The organism is uncultured Rhodospira sp. (assembly GCF_937138205.1).
Taxonomy (GTDB): domain Bacteria; phylum Pseudomonadota; class Alphaproteobacteria; order Rhodospirillales; family Rhodospirillaceae; genus Rhodospira.
The window spans coordinates 1-14,901 of record NZ_CAKZOT010000078.1; the positions used below are offsets into that span (position 1 = coordinate 1).

Annotated in this window: 17 protein-coding genes; 12 read left to right on the forward strand and 5 right to left on the reverse strand. The window is 66.5% G+C overall.

The annotated features are described in order from the left end of the window. Window positions 1-853: hypothetical protein (locus tag Q0309_RS10545; protein WP_299440360.1), on the forward strand; the 853-nt coding region annotated here is incomplete at its 5' end. 18 nt (window positions 854-871) lie between these two features. On the opposite strand, the gene Q0309_RS10550 is transcribed toward Q0309_RS10545, so the two are convergent. The 4 genes from Q0309_RS10550 to fsa form a co-directional block, all read right to left on the reverse strand. Then, window positions 872-1,576, reverse strand: coding sequence for a DUF484 family protein (locus Q0309_RS10550; protein ID WP_299440362.1), 705 nt, complete (start codon window positions 1,574-1,576; stop codon window positions 872-874). A gap of 41 nt (window positions 1,577-1,617) precedes the next feature. Next, window positions 1,618-2,229 (reverse strand): Fic family protein, encoded by a 612-nt coding sequence (locus tag Q0309_RS10555; protein ID WP_299440364.1) that lies wholly within the window; start codon window positions 2,227-2,229, stop codon window positions 1,618-1,620. 1 nt (window position 2,230) lies between these two features. Further along, window positions 2,231-2,422, reverse strand: a complete 192-nt coding sequence (locus tag Q0309_RS10560) for a hypothetical protein (RefSeq protein ID WP_299440366.1) — start codon at window positions 2,420-2,422, stop codon at window positions 2,231-2,233. A 168-nt stretch (window positions 2,423-2,590) separates the two neighbouring features. Continuing rightward, the gene (fsa, locus tag Q0309_RS10565; protein WP_299440368.1) at window positions 2,591-3,253 is read right to left on the reverse strand and encodes a fructose-6-phosphate aldolase; all 663 of its coding nucleotides are present in this window, start codon (window positions 3,251-3,253) and stop codon (window positions 2,591-2,593) included. A gap of 79 nt (window positions 3,254-3,332) precedes the next feature. Between fsa and Q0309_RS10570 the strand changes: the two genes are divergently transcribed. From Q0309_RS10570 to Q0309_RS10620, 11 genes are all read left to right on the forward strand, one after another. Next, entirely contained in the window at window positions 3,333-5,609 is a 2,277-nt protein-coding gene (locus Q0309_RS10570; protein WP_299440370.1) for a primosomal protein N', read from the forward strand. Between the two features lie 68 nt (window positions 5,610-5,677). Next, window positions 5,678-5,971: a nucleotidyltransferase family protein gene (locus Q0309_RS10575; RefSeq protein ID WP_299440372.1), complete on the forward strand. Its 294-nt coding sequence runs from the start codon at window positions 5,678-5,680 to the stop codon at window positions 5,969-5,971. Between the two features lie 23 nt (window positions 5,972-5,994). After that, window positions 5,995-6,360: a HepT-like ribonuclease domain-containing protein gene (locus tag Q0309_RS10580; protein ID WP_299440374.1), complete on the forward strand. Its 366-nt coding sequence runs from the start codon at window positions 5,995-5,997 to the stop codon at window positions 6,358-6,360. Between the two features lie 256 nt (window positions 6,361-6,616). Beyond that, a complete protein-coding gene (locus Q0309_RS10585; RefSeq protein ID WP_299440376.1) occupies window positions 6,617-7,294 on the forward strand; it encodes a hypothetical protein in 678 nt (225 codons plus the stop codon). A 410-nt stretch (window positions 7,295-7,704) separates the two neighbouring features. Further along, window positions 7,705-8,922, forward strand: a complete 1,218-nt coding sequence (gene coaBC, locus Q0309_RS10590; protein ID WP_299440378.1) for a bifunctional phosphopantothenoylcysteine decarboxylase/phosphopantothenate--cysteine ligase CoaBC — start codon at window positions 7,705-7,707, stop codon at window positions 8,920-8,922. Next, on the forward strand, window positions 8,919-9,395 hold the full coding sequence (gene dut / locus Q0309_RS10595; RefSeq protein ID WP_299440380.1) for a dUTP diphosphatase: 477 nt from the start codon (window positions 8,919-8,921) through the stop codon (window positions 9,393-9,395). Before coaBC ends, dut begins: the two co-directional genes overlap by 4 nt. Before the next feature lie 109 nt (window positions 9,396-9,504). Next, window positions 9,505-10,236 carry a TetR/AcrR family transcriptional regulator gene (locus Q0309_RS10600; protein ID WP_299440382.1) on the forward strand — a complete coding sequence of 244 codons (732 nt, stop codon included), beginning with the start codon at window positions 9,505-9,507 and terminating at the stop codon, window positions 10,234-10,236. 171 nt (window positions 10,237-10,407) lie between these two features. Then, on the forward strand, window positions 10,408-10,872 hold the full coding sequence (locus Q0309_RS10605; RefSeq protein ID WP_299440384.1) for a phasin family protein: 465 nt from the start codon (window positions 10,408-10,410) through the stop codon (window positions 10,870-10,872). Between the two features lie 301 nt (window positions 10,873-11,173). Next, a complete protein-coding gene (locus Q0309_RS10610; protein ID WP_299440392.1) occupies window positions 11,174-12,028 on the forward strand; it encodes a PAAR domain-containing protein in 855 nt (284 codons plus the stop codon). A 64-nt stretch (window positions 12,029-12,092) separates the two neighbouring features. Next, the gene (locus tag Q0309_RS10615; protein ID WP_299440386.1) at window positions 12,093-12,383 is read left to right on the forward strand and encodes a hypothetical protein; all 291 of its coding nucleotides are present in this window, start codon (window positions 12,093-12,095) and stop codon (window positions 12,381-12,383) included. Window positions 12,384-12,539: 156 nt separating this feature from the next. Further along, window positions 12,540-13,796: a threonine ammonia-lyase gene (locus Q0309_RS10620; protein ID WP_299440388.1), complete on the forward strand. Its 1,257-nt coding sequence runs from the start codon at window positions 12,540-12,542 to the stop codon at window positions 13,794-13,796. Here Q0309_RS10620 and Q0309_RS10625 read toward each other — a convergent pair. Next, the gene (locus tag Q0309_RS10625) at window positions 13,793-14,686 is read right to left on the reverse strand and encodes a 50S ribosomal protein L11 methyltransferase (protein WP_299440390.1); all 894 of its coding nucleotides are present in this window, start codon (window positions 14,684-14,686) and stop codon (window positions 13,793-13,795) included. The genes Q0309_RS10620 and Q0309_RS10625 overlap by 4 nt on opposite strands. Between the last annotated feature and the right edge of the window lie 215 nt (window positions 14,687-14,901).

The window sequence follows — 14,901 nt, forward strand, 5'->3', positions numbered from 1 at the left end:
TATTCATCAGTTCGGGAATCCCCCAAAGTTTAGAATGGTTCGAGCGATTGCCCTGCTCGATGCCAGCTCTCTTGTTGTCATAGGTAGAGTTTGGCGTTATTCATTTCTTTCTCGGTACGGCACGTGTGCCGATCAATCCCGCAACTGGCTCCGTGGGATGTACGTGCCCACGGCGAGACGAGGAGTTTGTGCGATGGGCAAGGGAGGAAAAAAGGGCGGAAAACAGACAGTAGGCCAGTCCATAAAGAAGAGGGCGGAAGAAGAAAGAAAGAAAGCCGCGACGCAGCTGCCGAGCACCTACCAGGAAACGTCCTACAACGAACTGGAAAAATTGGAGCACAATAGCGGTACGGGCTTCCTTTGTATTTACAGAGCGTTCGCGGATTCCGGCGTGAGCAACGAGGCCATGCGGCAAATGGGCGACTTCGTCACGAAACACGGCGTGCAACAGGACGGTCAGACCGCCAAACCGGGCAAGACAACGGCCTGGAAACGGCTCGCCGCCGACGACAACCGGGCGGTCCAGATCCTGGCGCAGAAGTACAAAATGAAAGGGCCGTTCTCGGGGAAGGGAAAGGCCCTGAAAAACCACAATATCCCGCAAGGATCAAAGATCATAGCCATCATGAAGAACGGCACCGCGGGCGTTCCGCCAGACGTCCTCAATAATTACTTCAAGGACAATGTTACACCAAAGGCCGACCGGGCGATCAATGCGCCGTCCATGTATTCCGTCGAGTTCCATTGTGTCTGGGGTGAGCGTTCGGCCAACGCGTTCCTGTGGCATGACTACCAGCAGGTGTTCCCCCAGGGGCCGAAGGACACCGATCCTGTGATCTGGTACCATACTTAGACCAGTGCGCGATCCGTTTTACCCCGGCGCGTCCGGGCGCTCGCCGAAGGTCCACTGGCGCACGCAGTGCTCGACCACACGGGCGACGAAGGACAGCAGGTCGCTGGCCTGATCCTCGGCGAAGGCCCCGGGGTGGCGCACCCCCAACGCCAGCAGGCCGGGCGGATGGCCGTTGCCCGGCTCCAGCCGCGCCAGGGCATCGCTGGCCACCAGACCGGCGCCGCCGCCGAACAGGCGCTCGTCGCCCTTGGCCTGGGGGCGCAGGGCAATCGGCCGCTCGCGCGGGGCCACCATGTCGACATAGCCCTCGGACAGCGTCGCCAAGGGCGTCGAGCGTGCCGGCAGGGTTCCGGCGTTCTCGAAGCGCACGGCGGCGACGTCCACGTCCAGCAGCAGCGTCAGGTCGTCGGCGACCGTCTCGCCCAGCGCCCCCTTCTCGTCACCCTGCAGCACCGTCAGCACCGCCTGATGCGTGCGTTTGAGCAGCGACATGTTGATCCGCGTGGTCTGGATCAGGCTGTCGGTGCCCTCGCGCATGTCGCTCAGTTCGTCCTGCAGGCGCTTGATGACGAAGTTGCGGATGTCGACCACGTCCTCGCCGTGCTCCGAGCCGGGCAGGACAAGGTGCAACAGCGCCTCCGGCCGCCGGTCGAGGAAGCCCGGATTCTCGGCCAGGTACGCCACCACGGCGTCGTCGGTGAGGGGGAGGGAATTGTCGTTCAAGGCGGCCTCCGGCCACTATATATCGATAATCCGCGCAAGGGTTAGCCACCGTCGGATTTCCGAAGTTGTTCGTCAAGCAGACGGGAAACAACTTCTTCGAGTGGCAGAAGATCAGGCTGCCCATCCTTAAGAGAGGCGTCGACGGCCCGCAGTGCCTCAACATATTCTTCACGGCACCGCCGCAATAGCTCCGGCAATATCACTTTGCCCGGCAGCCACCCTCCTAACTTCATGCACAGGACAAAATACGAAGCGGCGCGCGCCGTCCTTCCATTTCCATTTATAAATGGATGAACGTAGTTGACTTTCCACAAAACAAATGCAGATAGCGTAATTGGATCTAAGGATTCCCACTCTCGATTGACTGTGTTTACGAAGTCATCCATTAGCACGTTGACACGGAAATGACGGGGCGGTTCGTGTTTGCCGACATGGACCTCGCAGGGGCGGTACTCCCCAGCATGCGTGTGTAGGCATGTTATGGCGTGATAATTCAGAGCCTTCAATATACTTTGAGACAAAAATGGCCGCTCCATCTCAAGAGAAGCGACCACGATTGATCGAAGGAATTCGTACTGCCTATCTAAGTTGGAAACGGCCAATTGGCGATAGGCCGGGTGATTTTCGCTATTCGTCAACTCGAACAGGATCACCCTACGATACCTTTCGGCCTTCGTGTTTGGCGAGGATGTCCTCGACCTCTTCCCGCGAGATGGTGCTGTCCGCGCTCAAGGAACCCATGATGAATGACACCCGCTGGAGATGCAGTTCCTCCGCGTTCATTGGGCGTTTTGCGGCTTCCCGGAGGGCTTCCAGGAGCGACTCTCGCGTCATCAACTCAGTCACGAATCCTCCTTCTCACCCGGCGACCAATTTCACCGAGCGAATTTCCTGGAGTGATCAGTTAGAAATATGAACCGGATCGCGCGCCCTGTCACGCCCAAAATGTCACCTAAGGTAACAAAATTTAGCAGATGCACTAATTAAAGCGCGAAGCATTCACTCCAAGACTCCTCAAGATTCAGGAATCGTTTGCCCCGTTTTTTCCCAGTCGGCCAGGAAGGCGGCCAGGCCCTTGTCGGTCAGCGGGTGGGCATAGAGCTGGCGCAACACCTTGGGCGGCAGCGTCACCACGTCGGCGCCCAGGCGGCCGGCCTCGACCACATGCATGGGGTGGCGCACCGAGGCCACCAGCACCTCGGTCTTGAAGGCCGGATAATTGCTGTAAATGGCCACGATATCGCCGATCAGGTCCATGCCCTCGTGGCCGATGTCGTCCAGGCGACCGACAAAGGGCGAGACGAACGCCGCGCCCGCCTTGGCGGCCAGGATGGCCTGGGCGGCGGAGAAGCACAGGGTCACGTTGACCATGGTGCCCTCGTCCGACAGCGTCTTGCAGGCGCGCAGGCCGTCGGGGGTCAGCGGCAGCTTGATGGTGACGTTGGGGGCGATCTTGCGCAGCGCGCGGCCCTGGCGCAGCATGGGCTCGTACGCGGTGGCCACCACCTCGGCGCTCACCGGGCCGGGCACGATGTCGCAGATCTCCTTGACGATTTCGAGGAAATCACGGCCGGTCTTGGCGGCCAGGCTGGGATTGGTGGTCACACCGTCCACCAGACCGGTGGCGGCCAGATCCTGGATCTCGGCCACGTCGGCCGTATCGACGAAGAACTTCATGACGGTGAGGGGTCCCCCGGGTGGGATGCGCCCGCCGCGACGCGAGGGCGGGCCATTGAAACGGGGCGGAGTGTAGCGGATGACCGGCCCGGGCGCCAGTTCACCTCCCCACGCCTCCGATGCGCCCATCGCAACCCTGTTCGGCGCCGCGCGCCGGGTGGCGGTGCTGTTGCCGGTGCCGGTGGAGGCGCCCTACGACTACGCCGTGCCGCCGGAGATGGAACCCGTGGCACCGGGCGACATCGTGCGGGTGCCCCTGGGCAAGCGGATCGAGCCCGGCGTGGTGTGGGGCGAGGGCGCGGCCGACGTGCCCGAAACCAAACTCCGGCCGATCCTGGAGCGCCTGGACGTGCCGCCGATGCCGTCGGCCCTGCGCAAACTGGTGGACTGGTGCGCGGCCTATACCCTGGCCCCGGCCGGGCAGGTGCTGCGCATGGCGCTGTCGGTGCCGGAGGCGCTGGACCCGCCCAAGCCGCGCACCGGCTACACCGCGCGCGTGGCCGACCTGTCGGAAACCGCGCTGCGCGCCACCGATGCCCGCAAGAAGGTCCTGGAGGCCGCCCGCGCGTGGCCGCCCGCCGAGCCACCGCCCTCGGCCGCCGACCTTGCCCGCCGCGCCGGGGTGGGCGCCGCCGTGGTGCGCGGGCTGGCCGAGGGCGGGGCGCTGGCCCCGGTGCCGGTGGTCGAGGACCCGGAGATCGCCGCCCCCGACCCGCGCCGGGCCGGCCCCGCCCTGTCGCCCGACCAGGCGCGCGCGGCCGATGCCCTGCGCGCGGCGGCGAAGGCCGGATTCTCGGTCACGCTGCTGGAGGGCGTGACCGGCTCCGGCAAGACGGAAGTGTACTTCGAGGCGGTGGCCGAGACCCTGGCCCAGGGGCGGCAGGTGCTCGTCCTGCTGCCGGAAATCGCCCTGACCGCGCGCTGGCCGGAGCGGTTCCGCGCCCGGTTCGGGGCCTTGCCCGCGCCCTGGCATTCCGACCTGCCGCGCGCGCAGCGGCGCGACATCTGGCGGGCGGTGGCCTTCGGCCGCGTGCCGGTGGTGGTGGGCGCGCGCTCGGCCCTGTTCCTGCCGTTTCCCGACCTGGGCCTGATCATCATCGACGAGGAGCACGACGGCGCCTTCAAGCAAGAGGACGGCGTTCCCTACAACGCCCGCGACATGGCGGTGGTGAGGGGACGGGCCGGCGGCGCGCCGGTGGTGCTGGCCTCGGCCACGCCGTCGCTGGAGACGGTGTTGAACGCCCGCGCCGGCCGTTACGCCCATGTGCCGCTGCCCCGGCGCCACGGCGGCGCCGCGCTGCCCACCATCAAGACCGTGGATCTGCGCGCCCACCCGCCGGAGAAGTGGCAGCGCCAGGGCCTGCCGGCGCCGTCGTACCTGGCGCCGCCGCTGCTGGATGCCATGGACACGACGTTGAAACGGCGCGAACAGGTGCTGTTGTTCCTGAACCGGCGGGGCTACGCGCCCTTGACCCTGTGCCGAGCCTGTGGCCACCGGCTGCACTGCCCCAACTGCTCGGCCTGGCTGGTGGAGCACCGGCACCGGCGGATGCTGCAATGCCACCACTGCGGCTATCACGCGCCGCTGCCCGAGACGTGTCCGTCGTGCGGCGCGGCGGACGCCCTGGCCGCCTGCGGTCCCGGGGTCGAGCGGGTGGCGGAGGAGGTGGCGGCCCGCTTCCCCACCGCGCGGCTGGTGGTGGCGGCGTCGGATACCCTGCTGGGGCCTGCGGCGGCGGCCGACCTGATGGAGCGGATCGAACAGGGCGCGGTGGACATCGTCATCGGCACCCAGGTCATGGCCAAGGGGCACCATTTTCCCTTGTTGACCCTGGTGGGGGTGGTGGACGCCGACCTGGGGCTGTCGGGCGGCGACCTGCGCGCGGCCGAGCGCACGTTTCAATTGCTGCACCAGGTCTCGGGCCGCGCCGGCCGGGCCGAGCGGCCGGGCCGGGTGCTGATGCAGACGGTGGAGCCGGACCACCCGGTCATGCGGGCGCTGGTCGCGGGCGACGCCGAGACCTTCCTGTCGGTGGAGGCGGAGACGCGGCAGGTGGTGGGAATGCCGCCGTTCGGGCGGCTGGTGGCGCTGATCGTCTCCGGGCTGGACGAACGCGCGGTGATCGACGCCGGCAAGGCGCTGGCCCGGGGCGCGCCGCGCGCACCGGATGTCGAGGTGCTCGGCCCGGCCCCGGCGCCGCTGGCCGTGTTGCGCCGCCAGCACCGCCACCGCCTGCTGCTGAAAGCGGCGCGGTCGGTGCGGGTTCAGCCGCTGGTGCGCGACTGGCTGGCGGCGGTCAAACTGCCGCCGGGCGTGCGGGTCAAGGTGGACGTCGATCCGTATGGGTTTTTGTGAGGGGGTGCGGTGCTGTCGCCGTAGGCGTAGAATGAGACCAAGTACGCGCCTTGCCGGGGACATCGCCCATGAAACCCTCCGCCGCTCTTCCACGCCACCGCGACGCCATCCTCGCCTTGTCCCATCGTCACGGGCTCAGGAACGTCCGCGTGTTCGGCTCGGCGGCGCGGGGCGAGGACCACGACGGCAGCGACCTCGACCTGCTCGTCGACCCGACGCCCGACGTCACCACGTACTTCGATATCGTGGACTTCAAGGCCGAGGTCGAATGCCTTCTGGGCGTGCCGGTGGATGTTCGCACTCCGAACGACCTTCACACCGCCTTCAGACAACGGACGGTGTCGGAGGCCATCCCGCTATGACCGCGAGGAAGGGACGTTTTGCCTTGGCCGAACTGCTGCGGTTCATGCTGGACGCGGCAGAGGGAATCGAGATGTACCTATCGGATGTCGAGAAAAAGGACTTTCTCGGCGAAACCGCACAGGGGCGCATGCGGCGGGAGGCCGTCGTTTACAATCTCGGCGTCCTTGGCGAAGTCGCCAATGACATCTGCCAGCATTATCCGGAAACTGTGCGGAGACACCCGGATATTCCGTTCTCGCGAATCTACGCAATGCGCAACCATATATTTCACGGCTATCACTCAATCAATTACGACGTCGTATGGACGACCTGCAAGGCCGATCTGCCGGACGTGACTCGCTCCCTTCGCGCACTGGTGGACAAGGTCGAGGGTGCCAAGGGAACCTGAACGCGAAAGAAACCGGGACCCGTTGTCGGGCGGCTGGCCGACTGACAGCCCCGGGCGCGCGGGTCAAGGTGGACGTCGATCCGTATGGGTTTTTGTGAGGGCCGCCTTATCCAGCAGCGCCACCCGTGGTCGGATTCATCGACCAAGGTTGGACGCCCAGAACCTGTCGATCCTGCACGACGCGTAGCTGTCGGACGATAACGCAAAAGTGGCTTGATCAGGTGCTGTGACAGCCATAGAATGGAACTTGCGAACGATGGAGTCCAGGCTTCTTGTGGCATGGGAGGATGCCATGCACCTCAATGATATCGGAGGAGCCTTTGTTTCTGGTGTTTTTTCTATTCCGGTCGACCTCTACTATGGCAGCAGAAGAACATTCGAGGACATGGGGTTGTTCGGTGAAGAAGCCCAAAAAGAAAATGCTGCGGAGCGCGGACGGATTGCTGATTTAATAAAAAAGGCCTTTAATAATAGGCAGGTTATCTACAGGCTCGTACGGATTATCTTTGATGATTTTTTTGGACAACTTCCAGAGTCAACCAAGAATAAGCTCAAAGAAGCGCTCGACAAGGCGGGGATATGGACCACCTCTCGGTATGGGGCCCAAATCACGCTGGCGAGCTATTTAGGTCGAAAAATCGCCGCTGCCGTTGTGACCAAAGCGATTGTCAAGAGGCTTGTCGCTGTTGGGGTCGGTGCTGTTGTTTCCGTCATCGTTACGCAAGGTATTGTTGAGCGTTCGTCGGAAGCCTCGAAGAGACTCCGGAGAGCGAACCCACGACTGCATCAAAAGCTAAAGAGAGAATCCCTGGATGTTATTTACTTTCTTGTAGAAGAAGACGTGGCTCCATTCGTAGAGTATAATGCAATATCCTTGAGAGACCCAGAGGCAATAGAGGAGCTTGTGAAAAAAATTGAGGAGAGCATAAAGTGACAAAAATATTCTTTCGCATTATATCTGCTACATGGGATATTATAACATCTTTTGCTCTAGGGGTATATATTTTCATTTCGACTACTGCCTCTTTCATGTCATTCTATTTCTTACACGACTGGTTTTCGTCAAGTGGCATTGAAAACCCGAACGTATTGTCGGCCGTCCTTGCTGTGGTGTTTTTTCTATTCCTGTTGGCTTTGTACGTCTTGACTCCATACGTGCTAAGTGCTGTTTACAAACGGACAGCCGGCCGACGATAGGTCATGTCGCGATCCGCCCTTGGCGGCCGGTCCCCTGTGCCGCGCGCCACCTCGCAGCCTCCAACGTCTGGCTCCATCGCCCACGGTTGCGCGCCGGGCCGCGCGCCCCTACCCTGCTCGCCTTCCCTCCCCGCCGGAGCCCGTGCCATGCCGCTTCAGGGTCGCCGCGTCCTGTTGATCGTCACCGGCGGCATCGCCGCCTGCAAGGTGCCGGAGCTGGTGCGCCTGCTTCGCAAGGCCGGCGCCGCCGTGCGCTGTGTGATGACCGAGGCCGCCCAAGAGTTTGTCACGCCCCTGACCCTGTCGGCGCTGTCCGAGGACAAGGTCTACACCGACCTGTTCTCGCTCACCGACGAGGCGGAGATGGGGCATATCGAACTGTCGCGCGACGCCGACCTGCTGGTGGTCGCCCCGGCCACGGCCAACGTCCTGGCCAGGCTGGCGCATGGGCTGGCGGATGATCTGGCCTCGACCGTCCTTCTGGCCACGGATACCGAGGTCCTGGTCGCGCCGGCCATGAACGTGCGCATGTGGGAGCATCCGGCCACCCAGGCCAACATGAAGACCCTGCGGGCGCGCGGCGTTCAGGTGGTCGGCCCGGACGAAGGCGACATGGCGTGCGGCGAGTACGGCTTCGGCCGCATGGCCGAGCCGGCGGCCATCCTGAAGGCCATCGAATCCCGCCTCGGCGCGCCCACGGGGCCGCTGGCCGGGCGCCGCGCGCTGGTCACCAGCGGCCCCACGCACGAGCCCATCGACCCGGTGCGTTACATCGCCAACCGCAGCTCCGGCAAGCAAGGGCACGCGATCGCCGCCGCCCTGGCGGCCCTGGGGGCCGACGTGACCCTGGTCACCGGGCCTGTGACCCTGCCCGACCCGCCGGGCGTGCGCGTGGTGCCGATCGAGAGCGCCCACGACATGCTGACCGCCTGCCGCGCCGCCCTGCCGGTGGACGCCGCCGTGTTCGCCGCCGCCGTGGCCGACTGGCGCGTCGCCAGTAGCGCCGACCAGAAGCTGAAGAAGACCCCGGGCGAGGCCGGCGCCGCGCTGGAGCTGGTCGAAAACCCCGACATCCTGGCCACCGTCGCCGGCCTGGGCGAGGGCCGCCCGTCGCTGGTGGTCGGCTTCGCCGCCGAGACCGAACACGTCGTCGACCACGCCCGCGCCAAGCGCGCCCGCAAGGGCTGCGACTGGATCCTGGCCAACGACGTCAGCGCGGCGGCCGGCACCTTCGGCGGCGACCTCAACACGGTGCACCTGATCACGAGCGAGGGCGAGGAGTCCTGGCCGCCGGGCAGCAAGGCCGACGTCGCCGCGCGCCTGGCCCGGCGCATCGCCGACACCCTGGGAGCCGCCTCGCCATGACGACCCTGGATCACGGCGCGCCGGAGGCGCTGGCGGTGCCGGTGCTGCGCCTGCCGCACGCCCGGGACCTGGACCTGCCGACCTATGCCACCGCCGGCGCGGCCGGGCTCGACCTGGTGGCCGCCGTGGACGACCCGGTGGGGCTGGCGCCGGGGACCTTCGCCACCGTGCCCACCGGGATCGCGGTGGCCCTGCCGCCGGGCTACGAGGGGCAGGTGCGGCCGCGCTCCGGCCTGGCCGCGCGGCAGGGGGTGACGGTGCTCAACGCGCCCGGCACCATCGACGCCGACTATCGCGGCGAGGTGGGGGTGATCCTGATCAATCATGGGGCCGAGCCGGTGACCATCCCGCGCGGGATGCGCATCGCCCAGTTCGTGGTGGCGCCGGTGGTCCGCGTCACCTGGGCGCCGATGACCCGCCTGCCCGAGACGCCGCGCGGCGGCGGCGGGTTCGGGTCGACCGGCGTGGCCTGAGCCGGCGCTTGCGCGTGGCGGGCGGTTGCGAAGACGGGGGTCCCTCCCCAGATTGCCTGTGGGCAAGGGGTGCCTTGCCGCACGACACTCACCGCAACGGAAGACGAGCATGGTTGACCACGACACGTCCCACACCGAGTCCTCCGCCGGGGAGGATGCCGGCGTCTCCGAGCGCCTGATCGACGCCGCCCTTGGCCTCGCGGGTGAGTCCGGGTGGCGCCGCCTGACCATGTCGGCCATCGCCGAGCGCGCCGGCGTGCCGCTCAACGAGGCCCTGCAGGTGCACGGCTCGCGCAACGCGGTCCTGTGCGCCATGGGCCAGCATGTCGACGCCGCCATGCTGAAAGAGGCGCTGGGCTTCACCGAGGAGGACAGCCCGCGCGACCGCCTGTTCGACATGCTGATGCGGCGCTACGACACCCTGGCGCGCTGGCGCCCGGGGCTGGCGGCCATCATCCGCGACCTGCCGTTCGATCCGGTCAGCTTCGCCGTCTCCATGAAGGGCGTCTATCACTCGATGGGTCTGGCGCTGGAGGCGGCCGGCCTGCCGGCGGACGGCCTGAACGGCCTGGCCACCCGCAAGGGCCTGGCGGCCGTCTACCTCTCGACCATGCGGGTCTGGGTCAAGGACGACACCGAGGACAATTCCCGCACCATGGCATCGCTGGACAAGGGCCTGGACCGGGCCGAAAGCGTGGCCAGCGCGCTGTGCCGGTGCAATCCGTGCCGCGGCCGACGTGATCGCGGCGAGGAGACCGCCGAGTCGGTCGAGCCTGGACCCGATGCCGACCCGCAGTGGACCCAGGGCGGCAAGCCGGACACCGGCGCGGCGCCGGCTTGAGGCCCGTGTCGGGGTGCGTCGCAGCATTTTTTGTGCAGCGCACAAAATCCCGTTGACAGGGTGCGGCGCGGTTTTTATCGTGAGTGTGGAACGACCCTCCCGGCTCCTGTGTGCAGGGGTTAAGGCGAGATCCGGTTGCCCCCTACCCTCGCGCCCCAGATGGAGAGACCAATGGCCAAGCAGCCTGAGTTTTTCGATTTCGACTTCACCAAGTACCTGCACGACATGAAGATCCCGGGCGTCGACCTGGACGCCCTCGTCGAGAGCCAGAAGAAGAATGTCGAGGCCCTGACCAACGCCAACAAGCTTGCCTTCGAAGGAATGCAGGCGGTCATGCAGCGGCAGGCGGAACTGCTGCGCCAGAGCATGGAAGAGTACGCCAAGACCGCGCAGTCCATGGGCGACATGAAGGACCCGCAGCAGGCCATGGCGCGCCAGACGGATATGGCCAAGATGGCGTTCGAGCGCATGATCTCCAACATGCGCGAAATGTCGGAGCTGATGGCCAAGTCCAACAACGAGGTCTTCGAGCTGCTCAACAAGCGCTTCAGCGAGACGCTGGAGGAAATGAAGGGCATGATGGAAAAGGCCGAGGCCGGCAAGCCGGCGGCGAAGAAGCCGGCCGGGAGCGCCTGAGCGACGCCCGCCCGTCCCGCATCACCGGTCCTTGTGACAGACACGGCCGCCGTCCCGATCCCCGGGGCGGCGGTCGTTTGTCATGATGGTTGTCACGTCGCATACCCCCTCAAAGATTGACTCGTCCCGGCGCCGGCGCCTACAAACCGACAGGCTGTATTGTACGGCGTTTGCTCTATTAGGCTTAGCCGGCTCCCGCAACGCTGGAGGCGGGAGAACGGGCCTACGCCGTTTCTGTCGCGCTCAGGGGGTGGGAGAAATGCCGCCAGCGGCACGCATTGGGGACATGCATACCTGCCCGATGGTCACAGGTTTGGTTCCGCACGTCGGGGGACCCGTTTCGCTGGGCTGTCCTACCGTCCTGACCGTGGGGCTGCCACAGGCCAGGGTCACCGACTTGTGCACCTGTGTCGGTCCTCCCGACATGATCGCGAAAGGCTCCGCGACCGTCCTGGTCGGTGGATTGCCGGCGGCCAGGATCGGGGACATGACGGTCCACGGCGGAGTGATCGTGGTTGGCGCCCCGACGGTCATTATCGGAGATGCCGGCGCTGGTGGCGGAGGTGGCGTCGGGGGCAGCGGTGCAGCCGCGAAACCGCCACTGGCCCAGGTACTAACCGACTACCAAACCCCGGACGACACAATGCAGGAATGGTCGCCCTATGGCCTGGGCTTCGGCACGCGCGAACTGACCAGTGCAGAGGCGGCCGCTCTCGACGAGTTGGGGCCGCTCGAGATGCTGAGCTTCAGCAATATTGCTCACGAAGCGTTCGGCGCCGCCGACGCCGCCTTTCCTAAGCCGGACGATTGGAGTGGAACCGAACTCGAGTGGAAGAATTTGGGGCACAACGATGCGTTCCGCCACACCTACTGGAATGCGCGCCTGACGCAGGAGTTCGGCGCGGAGTGGACGGAACGATTCACGACCGCCCACGAAGGCATTCCCGGCAACGAACCTGTTCGGGAGGCCCAGGACCTATACAACAATGAATTGGGTCGCCAGATCGCGCAACAACACCCAAACGCGAGTCCGGACGGCATTGAAGCCTTTGTGATGCGGGCCGTTCAGAACGGAGATGCGATCGTGGTGGACCAGGACGGCAGCCTTCAGTGGAGCGACCAAGTTCCGGTCGGAGGGCATCATGTTCCGCGGTAGTCGCCGCCACGGGCTCCTTGTCGCTGGCCTCGCCATCATCGTGGGACTTATTGGGTATAGTGTGATGGAACCAGAAACACGGAGCTTCGATGCCGCGCAGTGGAAAGCCTATCGGGGATCGTTGGCCGACGATTCGCCACGCCCCGCGATGGCGGCACAGGTCAAGGCTCTGCTGGAACGGCGCACACCGACGCGGAAGGATGTCGTTGCCCTGTTGGGCCGGCCTGACGAGCAGACGCCGGAAGCCCTGTACTATGTCCTCGGGCGATCCGATCTGAGCGTCAGCTTCGATTATCTCGGTATCTACTTCGACCCGGACCAACGGGTCTCAAGGGTGGTCAGGACGCACAGGTAGGCGCCCTGGCGACCACCACACAAACCGGACCCCCAGTACGGCGCCGAGCGATGGAACGGGAACCCGCCCCGCGTTTCCCTTGCGGTGCATTCAGCGGTACGCTGACGGTCGATCCGAGCCGAACGGTTCCGGACGACACGCCTGCGAGGTTCCTCCATGCCCGAGACCGCCGCCCCGCCCTGGACCATCACCGAGGATGACGTGCGCGCCGCCGCCGGCCGTATCGCCGCCGCCGTGCCGCCGACGCCGTTCCTGGCCTCGCGCACCCTGTCGGCGGTGGCTGGCGCCGAGCTGTTCGTCAAGTTCGAGAACCTGCAGTTCACCGCCTCGTTCAAGGACCGGGGGGCGCTCAACCGGCTGCTGGACCTGACGCCGGCGCAGCGCCGCGCCGGCGTCATCGCCGTCTCGGCCGGCAACCACGCCCAGGGGGTGACCTATCACGCCGGGCGGCTGGGGGTGCCCGCCGTCATCGTCATGCCGGTCAACACGCCGTTCGTGAAGGTCAACAACACGCGTGCCCTGGGGGCGCGGGTCGAACTGGCCGGGGAGACCCTCGCCGAGTCCATGCCCACCGGCCGCGAGATCATGGCCCGCGAGGGGCTGACCTTCATCCACCCCTACGACGATCCGCTGATCATGGCCGGCCAGGGCACGACGGCGCTGGAGATGCTGCACGCGGTGCCGGATCTGGACACGCTGGTCGTGCCCATCGGCGGCGGCGGCCTGATCGGCGGCATGACGGTGGCGGCGCGGGCGCTGCGCCCGGACATCGAGATCGTCGGCGTGCAGACGCAATACTACCCGGCCATGGCCGACGCCCTGGCCGGCCGCGCCTCGACCTCCGGCGGGCAGACGGTCGCCGAGGGCATCGCCGTCAAGGCGCCGGGGCCGACGGCCCGGCACATCCTCACCCACCACGGCGTCGAGGTGATGGTCGTGGGCGAGTCGGCCATCGAGCGGGCCATCAATCTGTATCTCAACGTCGAAAAGACGGTGGCCGAGGGCGCCGGCGCCGCCAGTCTCGCGGCGGTGCTGTGCCACCCCGAGCGGTTCCGGGGCAAGCGGGTGGGGCTGGTGCTGTCGGGCGGCAACATCGACCCGCGCACCCTGGCCTCGGTGATCCTGCGCGGCCTGACGCGAGAGGGCCGGCTGGGCACGCTGTCGGTCGAGGCCACGGACATCCCCGGGCAACTCGCCGCCGTCGCCGCCATCATCGCCGCGCACGAGGGCAACGTCATTGAACTGGCGCACAACCGCCTGCTGCCGACCATGTCGGCCAAGTGCACCGACCTGTCGTTCACCGTCGAGACCCAGGGCCGTGCCCACCTGGAGGAGATCGCCCAGGCCATCCGCGACGCCGGCTATCGGGTCTGGCACATCAGCGACCCACCGCGCGCGGATGGGGAGGGTTAGGACCGCGCCGGGCGCCGCATCACCAACGTCATCCACTCCTCGATGGGATAGCGCCGCTCCAGCGCCAGACCCTGGCGGCGGTAGGCGGTGGCCACCCGCGCCTCCTGCGTCGCCAGCAGGCCCGACAGCACGATCCGCCCGCCGGGCGCCAGAGCGGCGGCGGCGGAGCGCGACATGCCGGCCAGCGGCCGGGCCAGGATGTTGGCCAGGATCAGGTCATAGGGGCCGGCGGCGCGCACCCGCGCGTCCCGGAATCCGTCCGACCGCAGGCCGCGCACCCAGGCAGCCAGGCCGTTGCGCCGCACGTTGTGGCGGGCGACGCGCACTGACTCGGCATCGTTGTCCACCGCCAACACCGGGCAACGCCACTGCGCGGCGGCGGCCAGCGCCAGCACGCCGGTGCCGCAGCCCATGTCCAGCACCCGCGCCGACCGGCCGCGTCGCGCCAGATCGTCCAGCGCCAACAGGCATCCCCGAGTCGTGGGGTGCTCGCCTGAGCCGAACGCCGTCGCCGCGTCAACGATCAGGGTGTGCCTGCCCGGCGGCGGGGGATCGGTGACATGCGAGCCGCGCAGGTGGAAGCGCCCGATGTCCAGCGGCGGGAAGCTGGTCAGGTTCTCGGCCAGCCAGTCGCGCGGCCCCAGGCGCTCGACCGAGACGGGCGGCTCGGCGATTCCGGCGGCGCGCGCGGCCAGGGCCACCGCCGTGCTCAGCCGCGCCGGATCGGGCGCGCGCTCGCACAGGCCTTCCAGGCGCCACAGCCCGGGCCGCGGCCCGGGGGTGTCGATCTCGAAGCACAGGAGGGCATCGCACAGTCCATCGAGAGCCGCCTCGAACGCTGGCTCCGCCGCCGCCGGCACCACCACCTCAATCCGCCATGTGTCCGCCACGCTCACCGTCCTTTTTCTGTCCAATGCCTGATGCCTCGCGACAAGGCGATCGAAGTCCTACACCGCGCTGGCGTCGGTGCGAACCGATGGGGCGGGACAAAACCCCACCCCAACCCTCCCCGCAAACGGCTATCTGATTCACACTTCTCTGCCAGCTCGTAGCTCGTAGGGTGCGTCTGACCGCCGCGAACGCGGCGGGCGACGCACCGCCTCGC

Bases quoted from the DNA above. Each gene is read 5' to 3' on its own strand.
- fsa (WP_299440368.1), bottom strand. From the start codon at position 3,253: ATGAAGTTCTTCGTCGATACGGCCGACGTGGCCGAGATCCAGGATCTG.
- Q0309_RS10570 (WP_299440370.1), top strand. From the start codon at position 3,333: ATGACCGGCCCGGGCGCCAGTTCACCTCCCCACGCCTCCGATGCGCCC.
- Q0309_RS10575 (WP_299440372.1), top strand. From the start codon at position 5,678: ATGAAACCCTCCGCCGCTCTTCCACGCCACCGCGACGCCATCCTCGCC.
- Q0309_RS10585 (WP_299440376.1), top strand. From the start codon at position 6,617: ATGGAGTCCAGGCTTCTTGTGGCATGGGAGGATGCCATGCACCTCAAT.
- coaBC (WP_299440378.1), top strand. From the start codon at position 7,705: ATGCCGCTTCAGGGTCGCCGCGTCCTGTTGATCGTCACCGGCGGCATC.
- dut (WP_299440380.1), top strand. From the start codon at position 8,919: ATGACGACCCTGGATCACGGCGCGCCGGAGGCGCTGGCGGTGCCGGTG.
- Q0309_RS10600 (WP_299440382.1), top strand. From the start codon at position 9,505: ATGGTTGACCACGACACGTCCCACACCGAGTCCTCCGCCGGGGAGGAT.
- Q0309_RS10605 (WP_299440384.1), top strand. From the start codon at position 10,408: ATGGCCAAGCAGCCTGAGTTTTTCGATTTCGACTTCACCAAGTACCTG.
- Q0309_RS10610 (WP_299440392.1), top strand. From the start codon at position 11,174: ATGGTCACAGGTTTGGTTCCGCACGTCGGGGGACCCGTTTCGCTGGGC.
- Q0309_RS10615 (WP_299440386.1), top strand. From the start codon at position 12,093: ATGGAACCAGAAACACGGAGCTTCGATGCCGCGCAGTGGAAAGCCTAT.
- Q0309_RS10620 (WP_299440388.1), top strand. From the start codon at position 12,540: ATGCCCGAGACCGCCGCCCCGCCCTGGACCATCACCGAGGATGACGTG.